Genomic DNA, 14,759 nt, shown 5'->3' with positions numbered 1-14,759 from the left:
TCGCCGCAGGCTACGGCTACACCGGCCCGATCGACGGGGCGATGGGGCCGAACTCGTGGCGGGGCTTCGCCCGGTTCCTCAACCAGGACCGGTGGAACTGACCCTCCCCGGATCCGCGTTGCCGGCCGGCGCGTCGTCGACGACGGTCAGCCGGCCGGCTTCTCCCAGACCGAGACGTGCCCGGTGCTCTCGTGGGTGAAGGGCTCCCGGGCCCATCCCGACCAGCGGTCGCACAGGTGTAGCCCGGCGAGCTGGGCCATCAGGTCCAGCTCGGCGGGCCACACGTACCGGAACGGAATCGAGCGGAACTCACCGCGCCCGTCGACGACCTTGACGTAGTTCGAGCTGCACGCCTGGGTGGCCGTGTCGAAAACGTCGTACGCCCACCGGGTCGGGCTGGTGTGCCACAGCACGACGTTCTCGCCGGGCGGGAGCTTGCGCAGCGGCGGCACCTCCACCTCGATCACGAAGCGTCCCCCGGGTCCGAGGTGCGCCGCGACGTTACGGAAGCAGGCCACCTGCTCCGCCTGGCTGGTCAGGTTCATGATCGTGTTGTAGACCAGGTAGGCGAGCGAGAACGTCCCGGCCACCCTGGTCGTCGCGAAGTCGCCCATCGTCACGCCGACCGCGTCGCCGCCGGGCTTGGCGCGTAGCCGGGCCACCATCGCCCGGGACAGGTCGACGCCGTGCACCGGCACCCCGCGACCGGCCAGCGGCAGCGCGATCCGTCCCGTCCCGACGCCCAGCTCCAGGGCCCGGCCGCCGCCGGCCAGCTCCGACAGCACGTCCACCGTGGCGGCCACCACGCCCGGGTCGAACCGCTCGTCCGACGGGTCGTCGTACCTCGCCGCCACCCGCTCCCCGAAGTGTCCGTCCCCGTCGTCCATCGACGGACCGTACCGCGACCGCCTCCCGGGACGCCGGGAATTACCGGCGGGTCAGCTCCGGCCGGCGACCCGGGCGACGAAGGTGCGCCAGGCCGCCGGGGGAAAGGTGAGGGCCGGGCCGGCCGGGTCCTTGCTGTCGCGTACGCCGACGACGCCCGGGAGGTTGTCGGCCACCTCGACGCAGGCTCCGCCGTTGCCGCTGCTGCGGCTGCTCTTGCGCCACCGCGCGCCAGTCAGCTCCATGTCTGCGCCACCTCCGTGATCAGCTCGACCGATTGCCAGTGGGACAGCGCCTCGCCGCGCACGTTCTCCCACGCCCCCAGTATCGCCGCGATGTCGTCCGGGTCGCTGACCACCTGCCCCTGGATCTGGTTGTCCAGGTAGCCGGCGAGCCGGTGGTCCGCGCCGGCCGCGATGACGAACGGCCCGTTCAGCCCGGCGTACGCGCCGACCCGGGACGGCACGACGTGCACCCGCACGTGCGGGTGGGCGCACGCCGCGACCAGGGCGTGCAACTGCTCGCGCATGGTCGCCGGGCCGCCGACCGGCCGGCGCAGCACCGCCTCGTCGACGACGGCGGTGAACTGCGGCGGGTCGTCGTGGCGCAGGATGTCCTGGCGGGCCAGCCGGGTGGCCAGGTGCCGCTCCACGTCGCCCCGGGCGATCAGGCCGGTGCCGCCGAGCACCGCCCGGGCGTACGCCTCCGTCTGGAGCAGGCCGGGCAGCACCATGGACTCGTACCAGCGCAGCGAGACCGCCTCGCGCTCGATCTCCTGCCACGGCCGGAACCAGATGGGCTCCCGACGTCTCGATGTGTCCGCCCAGATGTCCCCGATGTCGCGCCCGAGGACGGCCGCCGCCGCCGCGCGGTGCCGGGGATGGGGGATGCGTTCCTCGTGCAGCCATCGCGCGGTCGTCTTCGGATCGACGCCGACCTCTGCGGCGAGCGAGTCGGTGGTGTGCCCGGTGTCGTGCAGCGCGGCCCGGAGAGCGTCGTTCAAGGCCCCTCCCAAGGGGATGTCAGGGATGTCTGCTGACCATACCCTTACGCCCTGTATCTGGGTCATCACGCGCGGCAGGGTTTCTTCGCAGAGGACGGCGCGGCCGGTGGAGGCGAGGGCCCGGCGGTCGCGCCTGTCGGCCGCCCCGCGCACCCGGCGCGGGGCGGCCTCCAGCCGAGGGCCGACGACAGGGGGAGCCATGCTGCACAGAGGAGGCCGGAGCCGGTCGCGCCGTGGACCGCGCTGCGGATGCGTACGCTGCCGGGAACACCGGGCCAGGAAGCCGACGCCGGAGCAGCAGCCCGCGCCGGAGCAGCCGCCCGTTCCCCCGTTCCGCCGCCCGGCCGGTGAACGGGAGACGCCGGTGAGCCGCTTCCAGCCCCGGCCGCACCTGCCGATGCGTCCCGCCTGGCTGTGCCGGTCCTGCGCCGCGCCCTGGCCGTGCGGCCCGGCCCGGCTCGACCTGCTCACCGAGTTCCGCGGACACTCGATCACGCTCGCGTTCTACCTGGCCGCGTCGATGTACGAGGCGATGGACGACATGCACCGCCTGGGCTCCCGCCCCGCCCCGGGCGTGCTGCACACTCGCTTCCTCGGCTGGCTGTCCCCCCGCCGCCGCCCTCGGCCCCATGCGGGGTAAACGGCCGTTCCGGCGCCCACCCGGGCCGTAGGGTCGATCCACAGGCCCGGAGCCGGCTCCGGGGAGCGACCGTCGGAGTCGAGGACTGGTGATGGCCCGGACGCACCGCCCGTCACCGGCGCTGCTGGTCAGCCTGGTCACCTCGACCGGCCTGCTGGTCGCGGTGAGCCTGGCGGTGCGCCACCACCCGGTCGCCCGCTGGGAACGGGACCTGTTCACCCTGCTCAACCGCCTGCCGGCCGGGCTGACTCCCGGGCTGGCCGTGGTCATGCAGGTCGGGTCGTACGTGGCCGTCTTCGTCGTCGCCGCCGTGGCCGCGCTCATGCGGCGCTTCGCGGTCGCCCGCGACCTGCTCCTGGCCGGCAACCTGGCGTACTGGCTCGCGGTGCTGGGCAAGGCCGCGGTGGCCCGGCAGCGCCCCGCGGCGCTGCTGGCCGACGTGCGGACGCACGACACGATCACCGGAGCGTTCGGCTACCCGTCCGGGCACGTCGCGGTCGCCTCCGCCCTCTGCATCGTCACCGCCCGCGCCGTCGATCCGCGCTGGCGCCGACCGCTGTGGGCGGTGATCGTCCTGGTCGCCCTGGCCCGCGTGCACGTCGGTGCGCACCTGCCCGCCGACGCGGTCGGCGGGTTCCTGGCCGGCTGGCTGGCGGTGTGCCTGACCCGCCTCATCGTCGGCGAGGTCGGCCCGGAGCAGTCCACCTCGCGGCTGCGCCGGGTGCTCGCGCAGCGCGGGATCGACGCCGTCCGGCTGGAACCGATCACCGGGGACGCCCGTGGTTCACGGCCCTGGCGGGCGGACACCGCCGACGGCCGCCGGATGTTCGTGAAGGTGACCGGCGGTGAACAGCGCGACGCGGACTGGGCGTACAAGCTCTATCGGCGGCTGCGCTACCGGCATGTGGCGGACGAGCCACCATATGCCACCGCGAAGCAGAAGAACGAGCACGAAACCTATCTGGTCCTGCTGGCGCAGCGCGCCGGGGCGCGCGTGCCCGCCGTCGTCACCACCGCCACCACCGGGCGCGGTGACGCCCTGCTGGTGCAGGAGTTCACCGACGCCCCCTCGCTGGACGCGACGCTCGGACCGCTGCCGCTCGACGCGGCGGCCGACGCCTGCCGACAGGTGGCGCTGCTGCACCGCGCCGGAATCGCGCACCGCGACCTGCGCGCGGCCAACATCCTCGTCCGCGGCCGGACCGCGTACCTCGTCGACTTCGGCTTCGGCGCCGACGACGCCTCGGCCGACCAGCAGTCCCGGGACGTCGTCGAACTGCTGGTCACCCTCGCCGGTCGGATCAGCCCCCGGGCCGCGGTCGACGCGGCCGTCGCGCAGTTCGGCGTCGGGCACGTCGCCGACAGCCTGCCGTACCTGCAGAAGCCGGTGCTGTCCCGGGCGGGACGGAGCACGCTGGGCCGGTTCCCCGACCTGCTGGACCAGGTACGCGGCGAGATCCTGCGGCACTGCCCGGACCGCGACGACCGACTGGCCCGGGTCGTGCGGGTCACTCCCCGCGGCATCGGGCTGCTGCTCGTCCTCGGCCTGCTCGTACACCTCCTCCTTCCCCAGGTCGGGCAGGTACGCACCGCCCTGCACCTGATGGCCGACGCGAACCCGGCGGCCGTCGCCGCGACCCTGCTCGCCTCCGTGGCCACCTATGTGCTCAGCGCGGTCGTGCTGCGTCTCTCCGTCGCCGACCGGATCCCGCTACGGGAGGCGACCCTCGTGCAGGTCGCCGCGTCGTTCGCCAACCGGCTGGCCCCGGGCAGCGTCGGCGGCGCCGCCCTGGGCCTGCGTTACCTGCACCAGAAGGCGATCCCCACGGCGGCGGCGGCCACCGCCGTCGCCGTGTCCCGTGTCGCGGGCATCGTCTCCGTCGTGCTGCTGCTGCCCGCGCTGCTGCCCTTCGCCCGCCAGCCTGCCCGCACCCTGACCCACGAGGCCAGCGCGAAGGCGCTGCCCATCCTGCTGATCGTCGTGGCGGTGCTGCTGGTCGCCGCTGCGGCCCTCGCCGTCCCCCGGCTGCGCCGGCAAGGACGCGCCGCAGCCGGTCAGGTGCTGTCGGCCCTGCGCGCGCTGACCCGCCAGCACCGGCTGGTCCGGCTGGTCGTGTCCTCAGTCGCCCTCACCCTCTGCTACGGCGCAAGTCTCTACCTCGCGGTGCTCGCCGTCGGCCACCCGGTCGACCTCACGCTGGTGCCCCCGGTGATCCTGGTGTGCGTCGTCGGCGAGGGCGTCGCCTCCGCCGCCCCCACGCCTGGTGGGCTCGGGGCCACCGAGGCGGCTCTCGTGTCCGGGCTGCTGCTCTACGGGCTGACCGTGGAGGCGGCCGTCGCCGCGGTCCTGATCTACCGGCTCGCGACGTTCTGGCTGCCCGTCGTCCCCGGATTCGTGGCCCTACGGGTGCTCGCCCACCGACGCCTGGTGTGACCGCAGGAGGCCCGCGCCCGGCTCACCTCGGTCGGCGACGGAGGGTCTTCGGGGGATCGACTCAGCGTTTATCCTGTGCCCCGACCGACCCGTCGGAGGGGACCGCATGCCGTCGCGGCAGGACCAGCTGCACTCGTACCAGTTCACCGTCCAGCGGGCGGTCGCCGCCCTGGTCATGCGGGAGACGGACCCGGCGCGGTCGCCGTTCCGCCGGCTCGCCGGGGCCGGGCTGGCCAGCGCGCTGGTCGCCGCGATCGCCCTCGGCGGCTTCGCCCTGTACGGGCTCTTCACCGGCGGCGGCAGCAAGTGGCGCGACGCCGGCGCGGTGATCGTGGAGAAGGAGTCCGGCGCCCGCTTCGTCTACCGCGACCAGAAGCTGCACCCGGTGCTCAACTACGCCTCCGCGCTGCTGATCATCGGCGCCGAACGCCCACAGACCGTGCTGGTCGCCCGCCGCTCGATCGAGGGGGTGCCGCGCGGCCTGCCGCTGGGTATCCCCGACGCCCCGGACTCGCTGCCCGAGCGGTCCCGCCTGTCGACCGCCCCGTGGACGGTCTGCTCAATCGCCACCACCGAGGCGGAGCGGGCGACCCCCCGCTCCGCCGTGCTGATCGGGGTGGCCGCTGTCGGCGGTCGGCCCCCGGGCGACGACGCGGTCCTGCTCCGGCACCCCGGCGGCGGCCTGCACCTGGTCTGGCACGCCCGCCGGTACCTGCTGCGGGACGCCGGCCGGTCGCTCGCCGCGCTCGCCGCCACCCGGCAGCGTGCCGTGCCGGCCGCGTCCGCCCTGATCGACAGCATTCCGGCCGGGGCCGACCTCGCCCCGCCGGAGCTGCCCGGCCTCGGGCGGCCCTCGGCCCAGGTCTCCGGTGCGGCGGTCGGCAACGTCTTCCTGATCCGCAACTCCGGCGGTGGACGACAGTACGCCGTCACCCTGTCCGACGGCCTCGCCGGGATCACCGAGTTGCAGGCCAACCTGCTGCTCGCCCGCACCGGTCAGGGCGAGCCGGAGGCGCTGACCCTCGGCCGGTTCGCCGCGCTGCCCAAGCAGCCCGACCTCGTACCGACCGGCCCGACCGCCCCGCCGACCGGCCCGCCCCGGCTGGCCGCCCCGGACGGCGGGGCGCTCTGCGTCGGGGTCGGCGACGACGGTGAGGCCCGCGACGTGCGGCTCGGCGCGGCCGTACCCGACCTGAGCGGCAGCCCGCAGACCGTGGGCGCGGCGGCGGTCGCCGACCACGTGGTGGTCGAGCCGGGGCACGGCGCGGTCGTGGAGTCGGCCGCCGCGCCGGGGGCCACCGGGGGCGCGGTCTCCGTCGTCACCGACCTCGGCCGGCGGCACGTGCTGGCCGACCCGGAGGTGCTCGGCATGCTCGGCTACCGGGACGTGACGCCCGTCCGGCTGCCCGCCGGCCTGGTCAGCCTGGTGCCCGCCGGCAGCCCGCTCGACCCGGCCGCCGCCCGCGCCGTCGCCGCGTCCGCCTGAGGGCGGGCCTCGTCGGTGATCTCTCCGTCCGACCGTCTTGCCTGGTCCCGCCCGTCACCACGTTCCAGGCTCGGACGGCACACGGTGTGGAGCGGTTCCACCTGCTCCTACCAACGATCGGCCGGTGGAGCAGGGAGCGCTCCGACGGGTGGGGCGGGGCGGGTCAGCCGACGGTCGGGTCGGCGGGGCGGCGTAGCACGGTGACCGCGAAGTCGGCATCGTCCCGCCAGGGGCGCAGGTCCCAGGTGGCGAAGCGGTGCTCCCGGCGCAGCCCGGCGGCGACCGCGTCGGCGTCGAAGTCGGCCAGCGGGTAGCCCCGGTCGGTGCCGAAGCCGACCACGACCACGCCGTCCGGGTGCAGGTGGGCGGCGATCCGGCGGAGCACCTCCGGCTCGGTGCCGGGGGCGACGAACGCCATCACGTTGCCGGCCACCACGGCCGCGCCGAACGGCTCCGGCTCGCCGGCCGCCGCCAGGTCCAGCTCGGCGAGGTCGCCGACCAGCCAGTGCGGGCCGGGGTGGTCGGTGCGGGCGGCCTCGACCAGCGCCGGGTCGGCGTCCACGCCCACCACCGTGTGACCGCGGGCGTGCAGCGCCGCGCCGACCCGCCCGGTGCCGCAGCCGGCGTCCAGGATCCGGGAGCCCGGCGGGACCAGCGCGTCGAGCAGCCGGGCCTCCCCGGCCAGGTCGGCGCCCTCGGCCGCCAGCCGACGGAAGCGGTCGATGTACCACTGCGAGTGCTCGGGGCCGGTGTCGGTCGTCCAGCGGGTCGGGTTGGCCATGCCTCCACGCTAGCCGGGGTCAGTGGTGGCCCGGGTGGCCACCCGGGGAGCTGCGCGGAAGGTCACCGTCGGCGCTGGGGGAGAGCCGGGCGGCCCGGGTTCCGGCCCCTGGCCGCGCTACCGGGGCGTCAACACACAGAACTCGTTGCCATCGGGGTCGGCCATCGCCACCCGGCTGACCTCGCCCTGGCCGACGTCGATCCGAGTCGCCCCGAGGGAGAGCAGACGGTCGACCTCTACCTGCTGATCACCGTCGGCAGGTGGGGCCAGGTCGAAGTGCAGTCGCTGCCTGCCCGTCCTCGGCATCAGCGGTGGACCACCCCACGTGATCTTCGGGCCGCCGAGCGGTGAGCGGATCGCGGTCTCCTGGTCCTGGTCCCAGACCAGCGGCCACCCCAGCGCCTCGCTCCAGAAGTAACCGACCTCCTGCGAGCCGTCGCAGGCCAGCGCTCCGATGAATCCGCAGTCGGCAAGGAAGTTGTTGCCCGGCTCGATGACACAGAACTCGTTGCCCTCGGGGTCGGCGAGCACCACGTGCCCTTCCTCCGGGAGCTGGCCGATGTCGATGTGCTGTGCCCCCAGCCCCAGCGCCCTGGTCACCGTCTGCCGCTGGTCCTCCGGGGACGCACTCGTCAGATCGAAGTGCATCGGGTTCTGGCCGTCCTTCCCCCGCTGGGCCGGGAGGAAGCGGATTCGGAACCCGGTGTCGTCACTGGGCAGGAGCGCGACACCGTCGTGGGGATCATCGGCCATGTCCCAGCCCAGGACCCCGGACCAGAACTGCGCGAGACGCGAAGGCCGGCTCGCGGCGAAGCTGATGGCGAACAGTTGACAGGTCATCCCGCTGTCATCTCCGATCCACTGGCTGACCGCTGTCGACAGGACGCCACCAGCCGGTCGAACGGGAGCCTAGGGTGAGCCGGCGTCACCCACAGCCGATTATCCGGCGGCCGGCGGGGCCGTCAGCCCTTCTCCGCGCCGCTGGTCAGGCCCTCGGTGAGCAGCCGTTCGCCGGCGAAGAACAGGAGCACGATGGGCAGGGTGAGGATCACCGAGCCGGCCATCAGCACCGTCTTGGGCACCTCGACGCCGTCGGCGAGCAGCGACAGCCCGAGCGACACCGTCCACCGGTCCGGCTTGTCGACGAGGAAGAGCAGGGCGAACAGGTACTCGTTCCAGGCGATCATGAAGTCGTAGAGCGCGACCGCCATGATCGACGGGGCGGCCAGGGGGAGACTGACCCGGCGGATGATCCCGAGCCGGCTCGCCCCGTCGATCGCGGCGGACTCCTCCAGGCTGATCGGGATCGTCTCGAAGTAGTTCTTCAGCATGTAGACCGAGACCGGCAGGGTCTGCGAGATGTAGACCAGCACCAGCCCGAACAGCGAGCCGCGCAGCCCGGCCCGGGTGAAGACCACGAAGAGCGGGATCGCGATGACGATCGACGGGAACAGGTAGACCGCCAGGAACAGCGCGCTGACCTGCCGGCGGCCGAAGAAGCGCAGCCGGGAGACCGCGTACGCGCCGGGGATCGCCACGACCAGGGTGAGCGCGGTGGCGGCGAGGGCGACCAGGCCGCTGTTGCGGATGAAGGTCGCGAAACCCTGGCCGCCGTCGTCGGCGGCCCGGAGCACCTCGGCGTACGTGGCGACGGTGAGCTCGCCCAGCGGCACCAGCAGCGATCCGGGGTGCAGCAGCAACTGCTCGATGGGGCGCACCGAGAGCACCAGCATGTACCAGAACGGCACCAGGGTGATCGCGAGGAAACCGGTGATCACCGCCCGGCGCAGCCAGCGCAGGGTCACCGTCTCGAACCGGTCCCGGTCCATCACGACTCCTCCCGGCCGGCGAAGAAGCGCAGGTACAGCGCGACGAAGGCGAGCAGCACCACGGCCAGCACGACCGCCTGTGCCGCCGCCGCTCCGACGTCGGTGCGCGCGGTGAGGAACTGGTAGACCCGGACGCTGACCACCTCGGTCCCGGCGGCCCCGCCGGTGAGCAGGTAGACGTCGTCGAACTTGTTGAACGTCATGATGAACCGCAGCACCCCCAGCAGGGCGATCACCGGCATGAGCTGGGGCAGCAGGATGTGCCGGAAGCGCTGGGTGGGGGTGGCCCCGTCGACCCGGGCGGCCTCCTCCAGCTCGCCGGGCACGGCCTGGAGCCGGGCCAGCAGGAACAGGAACGCGAACGGGAAGTACCGCCACGCCTCGAACGCGATCACCGTCCACAGGGCCGTGGAGTCCTGGGACAGGAAGGGCACCGGGGCGTCCCAGCCCAGGAACCGCTGCCCCCAGTCGTTGACGATGCCGAGCTGCGGGTCGAGCATCACCTGCCAGACGAAGGCGACGGCGACCACCGGCGCCACGTACGGCAGCAGCATCGACGCCCGGACGAGGGTGCGCCCCCGGAACGGCCGGCGCACCACCAGCGCGGCGACCAGGCCGATCAGGATCGAGCCGGTGGTGCCGCCGAGGCTGTAGAGCACGGTGGTCCCCAGCGTGCCGGCGAAGCCGGGGGTGTGCACCACCCGGTCGAGGTTGTCCAGGGTGAACTCGCCGAACAGGCCGGTCTTGCGCAGGGTGGCCAGGCGTACCCGCTGGAAGGCCAGCAGGACCGTCCAGACGATCGGGACGCCGACCACCGCCAGCACGACGAGCAGGGTGGGTGCGACCAGGGCGAGGCCGGCGCGGGACTCCCTACGGCGCAGGGTCGCCGGTCGGCGGCCGGGCCGGGCGGGCCGTTCCCGGGCGGGGGAGCGGCCCGGGCCGGGCGCGGTGGTGGTCAATTGACACCCGCCTTGATCGCCTCGACGTCCTTCTTCGCCCGCCGGGCCGCCGTCGCGGCGTCGGACTTCCCGGACACCACGCCGGCGAGCGCCCTGGGGACCGGCAGTTCGCCGAGGATCGCGCCGACCAGCTTGCCCTGGCCCTGGGTGAGGCCCCAGCGTTCGAAGCTGTCCGGGCTGCGTCGCAGGGCGGCCAGGACGTCGTCGCCGTACACCTGGGCCAGCGGCTGCTTGCGGTCCACGCCGGCCTGGCTGCCGTTCCAGGCGGTGAGGAACTTCTCCGGGTCGTCGGCGGTGCCCCTGCGCACCGGGAACCGGCCCTCGGGGGACATGCCGAACCAGCGCGGGTACCCGTCGCCGAGCATGAACCGGACGAGGGACTTCGCCGCGTCGGCCGCGTCGTCGAGCACCGCCCAGGAGCTGATCTCGCCGTACTGGGCCGGCTGGGCGCCGTTCGGGCCCTTGATCGCGGTGACGAAGCCGCTGTTGCGGGCGAGGTACGTCGGGTCGGCCTGGCACTGCGGGCAGGTCGGCCTGGCGTCGTCGCGCAGCCCGGCCAGCTCGTCGAGGATGAACGGCGACCAGACCAGCATCGCCGCCCTGCCGGCGAAGTACGTCGCCCGGGTGGTGTCCACGTCCTGCGCGCCGGGGACGGAGGCGGTGCGCATCAGGTCGCCGTAGAACCGGAACGCCTCGACGCACTCGGGGGAGTCCAGCGTGACCGACCCGGAGTCGTCGGTGAGCTGACAGTTGTTGGCCAGGGCCAGGTGTTCGAAGGTCTGCTGGGTGAACACGTCGCCCGCCGCGGTGGCCGCGGTGATGCCGGCGACCCCGCCGGTGTTCAGCTTCGCCGCGGCGGCGGCGATCTTCTCGTACGTGTCGGGGACGGGCAGGCCGGCGGCGGTGAACAGGTCCTTGCGGTAGACCAGGAGCTGCCCCCACCCGTCGCTGGGCACGGCGAGCTGCCTGCCGCCGTCGGCGGTGAGCTCCAGGGCCCGCGCGGAGAAGGTCTGCCGGCCCAGCGCCTCGACGATCTCGCCGTTGGCGGACGGGTGCAGCAGCTCGTTGCCGGCCAGCGTGCGCACGCCGGCCAGCGGGACGGACCCGATCACGTCGGGCAGCTCACCGGCGGCGGCGCTGGTGGCGATCAGGGACGGGAACTGGTCCTCGTTGACGGTGACCAGGTCCACCTTGGTCCCGGTTTGGGCGGTGAAGTCGGCGATGAGTGCCCTGGTGGCGGTGACCCGGTCGGCCACGTCCTCCAGGCTCCACACGGTGAGCGTCTTCTCGTCGCCCGCCTCGTCGTCGCCGCAGGCCGGCAGGGAGACGCCGACTACTGCCAGGATCAGGGCAGAGGCGAACATCCGCATCGAGGGTGATGGCATCGGTGGCACTCCTCTCGAAGGGGTACATGACGGATTCAATACCTTCGATTGATCAATTACAAGACATATGCCGATATTTTGTTCTACGATGGAGCCCAGTGCTACCGGGATGTGACTCATGGTCAACTGGGTTGTCTCACTCGCCGGGCCTCGACGGATCAGCCTCGAGCCCTGTGCCCCGGACCCGCTCGGCCCCGGCCAGGTCCGCGTCCGCACCTGCTACTCCGGCATCTCGGCCGGCACCGAGCTAACCCTCTACCGGGGCAGCAACCCCCGGCTGAGCAAGGACTGGGACGACGCCACCCGGATGTTCGTCCCCCGCCGGGCGCCGGTGCCGTACCCGCTGGCCGGATTCGGCTACGAGGAGGTCGGCGAGATCGTCGAGGCGGCCCCGGACGTCGCCGACCGGCACCCCGGCCAGACCGTCTGGGGCATCTGGGGCCACCGCGCCGAGGCGGTCGTCCGCGCCGACGCGGTCCACCCGCTGCCCGCCGGGCTCGACCCGCTCGCCGCCGTGTTCGCCCGGCCCGGCGCCATCGCGCTCACCGCCGTCATCGCGGGAGACCTGCACCTCGGCGACTGGGTCGGCGTCTTCGGCCAGGGCGTCATCGGGCTGCTCGCCACCCGGCTGGCCACCCTGTCCGGGGCCCGGGTGGTGGCGGTGGACCGGCTGGCCGTCCGGCTGGGCCACGCGGCCCGCTGCGGCGCCCGGCTGGTCGTCGACGCGGACGCCGAGTCCGCCGCCGTCGCGCTGCGCCGGGTGAGCGGCGGCCGGGGCGCCGACGTCTGCCTGGAGCTGTCCGGGGCGTACCCGGCGCTGCACGAGGCGATCCGGGCCACCGCCCACGCCGGCCGCGTCGTGGCGGCCGGCTTCTACCAGGGGCACGCCGACGGGCTGGGACTCGGCGAGGAGTTCCACCACAACCGGATCCAGCTCGTGGCGGCCCAGGTGTCCGGGGCCGACCCGGCGCCCGGCCTGGCCGGCCGGTGGACCGGGGCCCGGGTCGCCCACACCTTCATGGACCTGGTGGCCGAGGGCAGCGTCGACCCGCTGCCGCTGGTGAGCCACGTCGTCGACGCGGGCGCGGTGGCCGACGCGCTGGCGTTGCTCGACCACGGTGACGGTGATGTCCTCCAAGTGGTGCTGAGGTTCTAGAGATGACCATTCCGCTCGCCTGCCAGGAGCAACTGCTCCCCGGCGGAGACCTGATCCAGAAGCACGCCCTTGCCGCCGCGCTCGGCTTCGACGGGCTCGAACTGCGCGGCCGGGGCGACCTGTCCTTCGCCCGCCGGCTGCCCGAGCTGCGCCGGGCCCGCGCCGCCGGGGTGACGATGCCGACCGTCTGCGTCGAGATGGACCACTTCATCGGCGACTTCGACCCCGACCGGTCCCGCGACGCCGTGACCAACCTGCGCTCCCAACTGTCGGTCATCGCCGAGCTGGGCGGCGTCGGCGTGATGACCCCCGCCGCCTGGGGGATGTTCTCCCGCCGGCTGCCGCCGTTCGAGCCGCCCCGCCCGCCGGCCGCCGACCGGCGGGTGCTCCTCGACGCCCTCGGCGCCCTCGGCGAGCACGCCCGCGCCGAGGGGGTCACCCTCTTCCTCGAACCACTCAACCGGTACGAGGACCACATGGTCAACCGGCTCGACGAGGCGGTGGCCCTCTGCGCGGCCGTCGGGCTGCCCTCGGTGCGGGTGGTCGCCGACACCTTCCACATGAACATCGAGGAGGACGACGTGCACGCCGCCCTGCGGGCCGCCGCGCCCTACCTCGGGCACGTGCAGGTCAGCGACTCCAACCGGTGCCAGCCCGGCGCCGGGCACCTGGACTGGCGGGCGCTGGTGCGTACCCTGCTGGAGGTCGACTACCGGGGCTGGCTGGCCCTGGAGTGCCGGCTGCGCGGCGAGCCGGTGCGGGCGCTGCAACAGGCCGCCACCGTCCTCCGGCACGCCGAGCCGAAGCGGGCGGCGGCGTGAGCGCCGGCACCGCCGCCGACGACGCGCCGCCGGTCGGCCCGGCCACGGCCCGGGACCCCGGGGCGCTGCGCCTGCTGGCGCTCGCCACTCTCGACGGCAACTGGGAGCACGACCACACTGTCCCGTCGCGCACCCTCTACCCGCACCAGTGGAGCTGGGACTCGGCGTTCATCGCGATCGGCCTGGCCACGGCGCGTCCCGGCCGCGCCTGGCGGGAGCTGCGCACCCTGTTCGCCGCCCAGTGGGCCGACGGTCGGGTGCCGCACATCGTGTTCAACCCCGCGCTGCGCGCCGGGTCGTACTTCCCCGGGCCCGGGTTCTGGGACTCCGCCCGAGCCCCGGGCGCGCCCGCCGGGGCCACCTCCGGCATCGTCCAGCCGCCCGTGCACGCCCTCGCCGCCTGGCTGGCGTACCGGCGGACACCGTCCGAGCGAAGCCGGGCGGAACTGGCCTGGCTCTACCCCCGGCTGATCGCCCAACAGCGCTACCTCACCGGCCGGCGCGACGTGGGCGGGGCCGGGCTGGCCTGCCTCGTGCACCCCTGGGAGTCCGGGCTGGACAACAGCCCCGCCTGGGACCCGCCGCTGGCCGCGGTGCCCGCCGACGAGGCGGTCATGCGGGCGTACCGGCGGCACGACACCGCCCACGCCGACGCCACGCACCGCCCCACCGACCTCGACTACGCGCGGTACGTCGCGCTGGTCGACGCCTACCGGGCGGGCCGGTACGGCGACGACGGGCTGGCCGGGCGGCACCCGTTCCTGGTGGAGTGCCCGCTGTTCAACACCGCGCTGGGGCTCGCCGAGCACGCCCTGGCGGCCATCGCCCGCGCGGTCGGCGGCGACCCCGGCCCGCACCGCGAGCGGGCGGCCCGGATCACCGCGACCCTCGTCGACCGGCTGTACGACCCGGCGACCGGCGCCTTCCACCCCCGGGACCTGCGCACCGGCCGGCTCGTGCCGGCCCGCACCGCGCTCGGCCTCGCCCCACTGGCGCTGCCCGACCTGCCGCCCCGGCAGGTCGCCACGGTGATCGCCGAGGCGTGCTCGCCCCGGTTCGGGCTGGCCGCGCGGATGGACCGGCCGCTGCCCAGCCACGACCGGACCGCCCCGGACTTCGAGCCGCTGCGCTACTGGCGGGGGCCGAGCTGGATGAACCTCGACTGGCTGCTGTGGCGGGGGCTGCGCACCCACCACCGGCTCGACCTCGCCGCCGGGCTGCGCTCGTCCATGGTGGACCTGGTCGCGACGGCCGGCTGCCACGAGTACTTCCACCCGGACACCGGGGCCGGCCTCGGCTCACCCGCGTTCGGCTGGACCGCCGCCCTGCTGCTCGACGTCCTCGCCGACGAGTCGGCCGGCGACTGAACCGTCGGCCGGT

General features: G+C 74.2%; 14 protein-coding genes. 6 read left to right on the top strand and 8 right to left on the bottom strand.

Features of this window, described 5'->3' with window-relative positions; all coding sequences use genetic code 11:
* Positions 1 to 146 precede the first annotated feature (146 nt).
* Genes ABT023_RS22235 through ABT023_RS22225 form a run of 3 tightly spaced genes read right to left on the bottom strand, consistent with a single transcriptional unit; the run spans position 147 to position 1,888 of the window.
* The gene (locus tag ABT023_RS22235) at positions 147 to 887 is read right to left on the bottom strand and encodes a class I SAM-dependent DNA methyltransferase (RefSeq protein ID WP_350888304.1); all 741 of its coding nucleotides are present in this window, start codon (positions 885 to 887) and stop codon (positions 147 to 149) included.
* A 51-nt stretch (positions 888 to 938) separates the two neighbouring features.
* The gene (locus tag ABT023_RS22230; protein WP_350888303.1) at positions 939 to 1,130 is read right to left on the bottom strand and encodes a DUF397 domain-containing protein; all 192 of its coding nucleotides are present in this window, start codon (positions 1,128 to 1,130) and stop codon (positions 939 to 941) included.
* Positions 1,121 to 1,888, bottom strand: coding sequence for a DUF5753 domain-containing protein (locus ABT023_RS22225; protein ID WP_350888302.1), 768 nt, complete (start codon positions 1,886 to 1,888; stop codon positions 1,121 to 1,123). The genes ABT023_RS22230 and ABT023_RS22225 overlap by 10 nt, the downstream gene beginning before the upstream one ends.
* A 364-nt stretch (positions 1,889 to 2,252) precedes the next feature.
* Here ABT023_RS22225 and ABT023_RS22220 point away from each other — a divergent pair, with 364 nt between their 5' ends.
* The 3 genes from ABT023_RS22220 to eccB all read left to right on the top strand — a co-directional run bounded on the left by ABT023_RS22220 (position 2,253) and on the right by eccB (position 6,448).
* A complete protein-coding gene (locus tag ABT023_RS22220; protein WP_350888301.1) occupies positions 2,253 to 2,528 on the top strand; it encodes a hypothetical protein in 276 nt (91 codons plus the stop codon).
* A gap of 91 nt (positions 2,529 to 2,619) precedes the next feature.
* Complete coding sequence (locus ABT023_RS22215; protein ID WP_350888300.1) at positions 2,620 to 4,962, top strand: lysylphosphatidylglycerol synthase domain-containing protein; 2,343 nt, start codon at positions 2,620 to 2,622, stop codon at positions 4,960 to 4,962.
* A 106-nt stretch (positions 4,963 to 5,068) separates the two neighbouring features.
* Positions 5,069 to 6,448: a type VII secretion protein EccB gene (eccB, locus tag ABT023_RS22210; protein ID WP_350888299.1), complete on the top strand. Its 1,380-nt coding sequence runs from the start codon at positions 5,069 to 5,071 to the stop codon at positions 6,446 to 6,448.
* 163 nt (positions 6,449 to 6,611) lie between these two features.
* On the opposite strand, the gene ABT023_RS22205 is transcribed toward eccB, so the two are convergent.
* The 5 genes from ABT023_RS22205 to ABT023_RS22185 form a co-directional block, all read right to left on the bottom strand.
* Positions 6,612 to 7,229, bottom strand: a complete 618-nt coding sequence (locus ABT023_RS22205; protein ID WP_350888298.1) for a class I SAM-dependent methyltransferase — start codon at positions 7,227 to 7,229, stop codon at positions 6,612 to 6,614.
* 117 nt (positions 7,230 to 7,346) lie between these two features.
* Entirely contained in the window at positions 7,347 to 8,069 is a 723-nt protein-coding gene (locus tag ABT023_RS22200; protein ID WP_350888297.1) for a VOC family protein, read from the bottom strand.
* 122 nt (positions 8,070 to 8,191) lie between these two features.
* Positions 8,192 to 9,058, bottom strand: a complete 867-nt coding sequence (locus tag ABT023_RS22195) for a carbohydrate ABC transporter permease (RefSeq protein WP_350888296.1) — start codon at positions 9,056 to 9,058, stop codon at positions 8,192 to 8,194.
* Positions 9,058 to 10,017, bottom strand: coding sequence for a carbohydrate ABC transporter permease (locus ABT023_RS22190; RefSeq protein ID WP_350888295.1), 960 nt, complete (start codon positions 10,015 to 10,017; stop codon positions 9,058 to 9,060). Before ABT023_RS22190 ends, ABT023_RS22195 begins: the two co-directional genes overlap by 1 nt.
* Positions 10,014 to 11,402 carry an ABC transporter substrate-binding protein gene (locus ABT023_RS22185; RefSeq protein ID WP_350888294.1) on the bottom strand — a complete coding sequence of 463 codons (1,389 nt, stop codon included), beginning with the start codon at positions 11,400 to 11,402 and terminating at the stop codon, positions 10,014 to 10,016. The genes ABT023_RS22190 and ABT023_RS22185 overlap by 4 nt, the downstream gene beginning before the upstream one ends.
* 118 nt (positions 11,403 to 11,520) lie before the next feature.
* On the opposite strand from ABT023_RS22185, the gene ABT023_RS22180 reads away from it, so the two are divergent.
* The 3 genes from ABT023_RS22180 (at position 11,521) to ABT023_RS22170 (ending at position 14,746) form a co-directional block, all read left to right on the top strand.
* Entirely contained in the window at positions 11,521 to 12,558 is a 1,038-nt protein-coding gene (locus ABT023_RS22180; protein WP_350888293.1) for a zinc-binding dehydrogenase, read from the top strand.
* 2 nt (positions 12,559 to 12,560) lie between these two features.
* Complete coding sequence (locus ABT023_RS22175) at positions 12,561 to 13,379, top strand: sugar phosphate isomerase/epimerase family protein (protein ID WP_350888292.1); 819 nt, start codon at positions 12,561 to 12,563, stop codon at positions 13,377 to 13,379.
* A gap of 65 nt (positions 13,380 to 13,444) precedes the next feature.
* Positions 13,445 to 14,746 (top strand): MGH1-like glycoside hydrolase domain-containing protein, encoded by a 1,302-nt coding sequence (locus ABT023_RS22170; protein WP_350888307.1) that lies wholly within the window; start codon positions 13,445 to 13,447, stop codon positions 14,744 to 14,746.
* Positions 14,747 to 14,759 lie beyond the last annotated feature (13 nt).

Origin of the sequence: Micromonospora sp. NPDC002296 (assembly GCF_040296145.1) — a bacterium.
GTDB lineage: Bacteria > Actinomycetota > Actinomycetes > Mycobacteriales > Micromonosporaceae > Micromonospora.
Note: the sequence above shows the minus strand (reverse complement) of the source record. Positions and strands in the feature narration are given on the sequence as shown.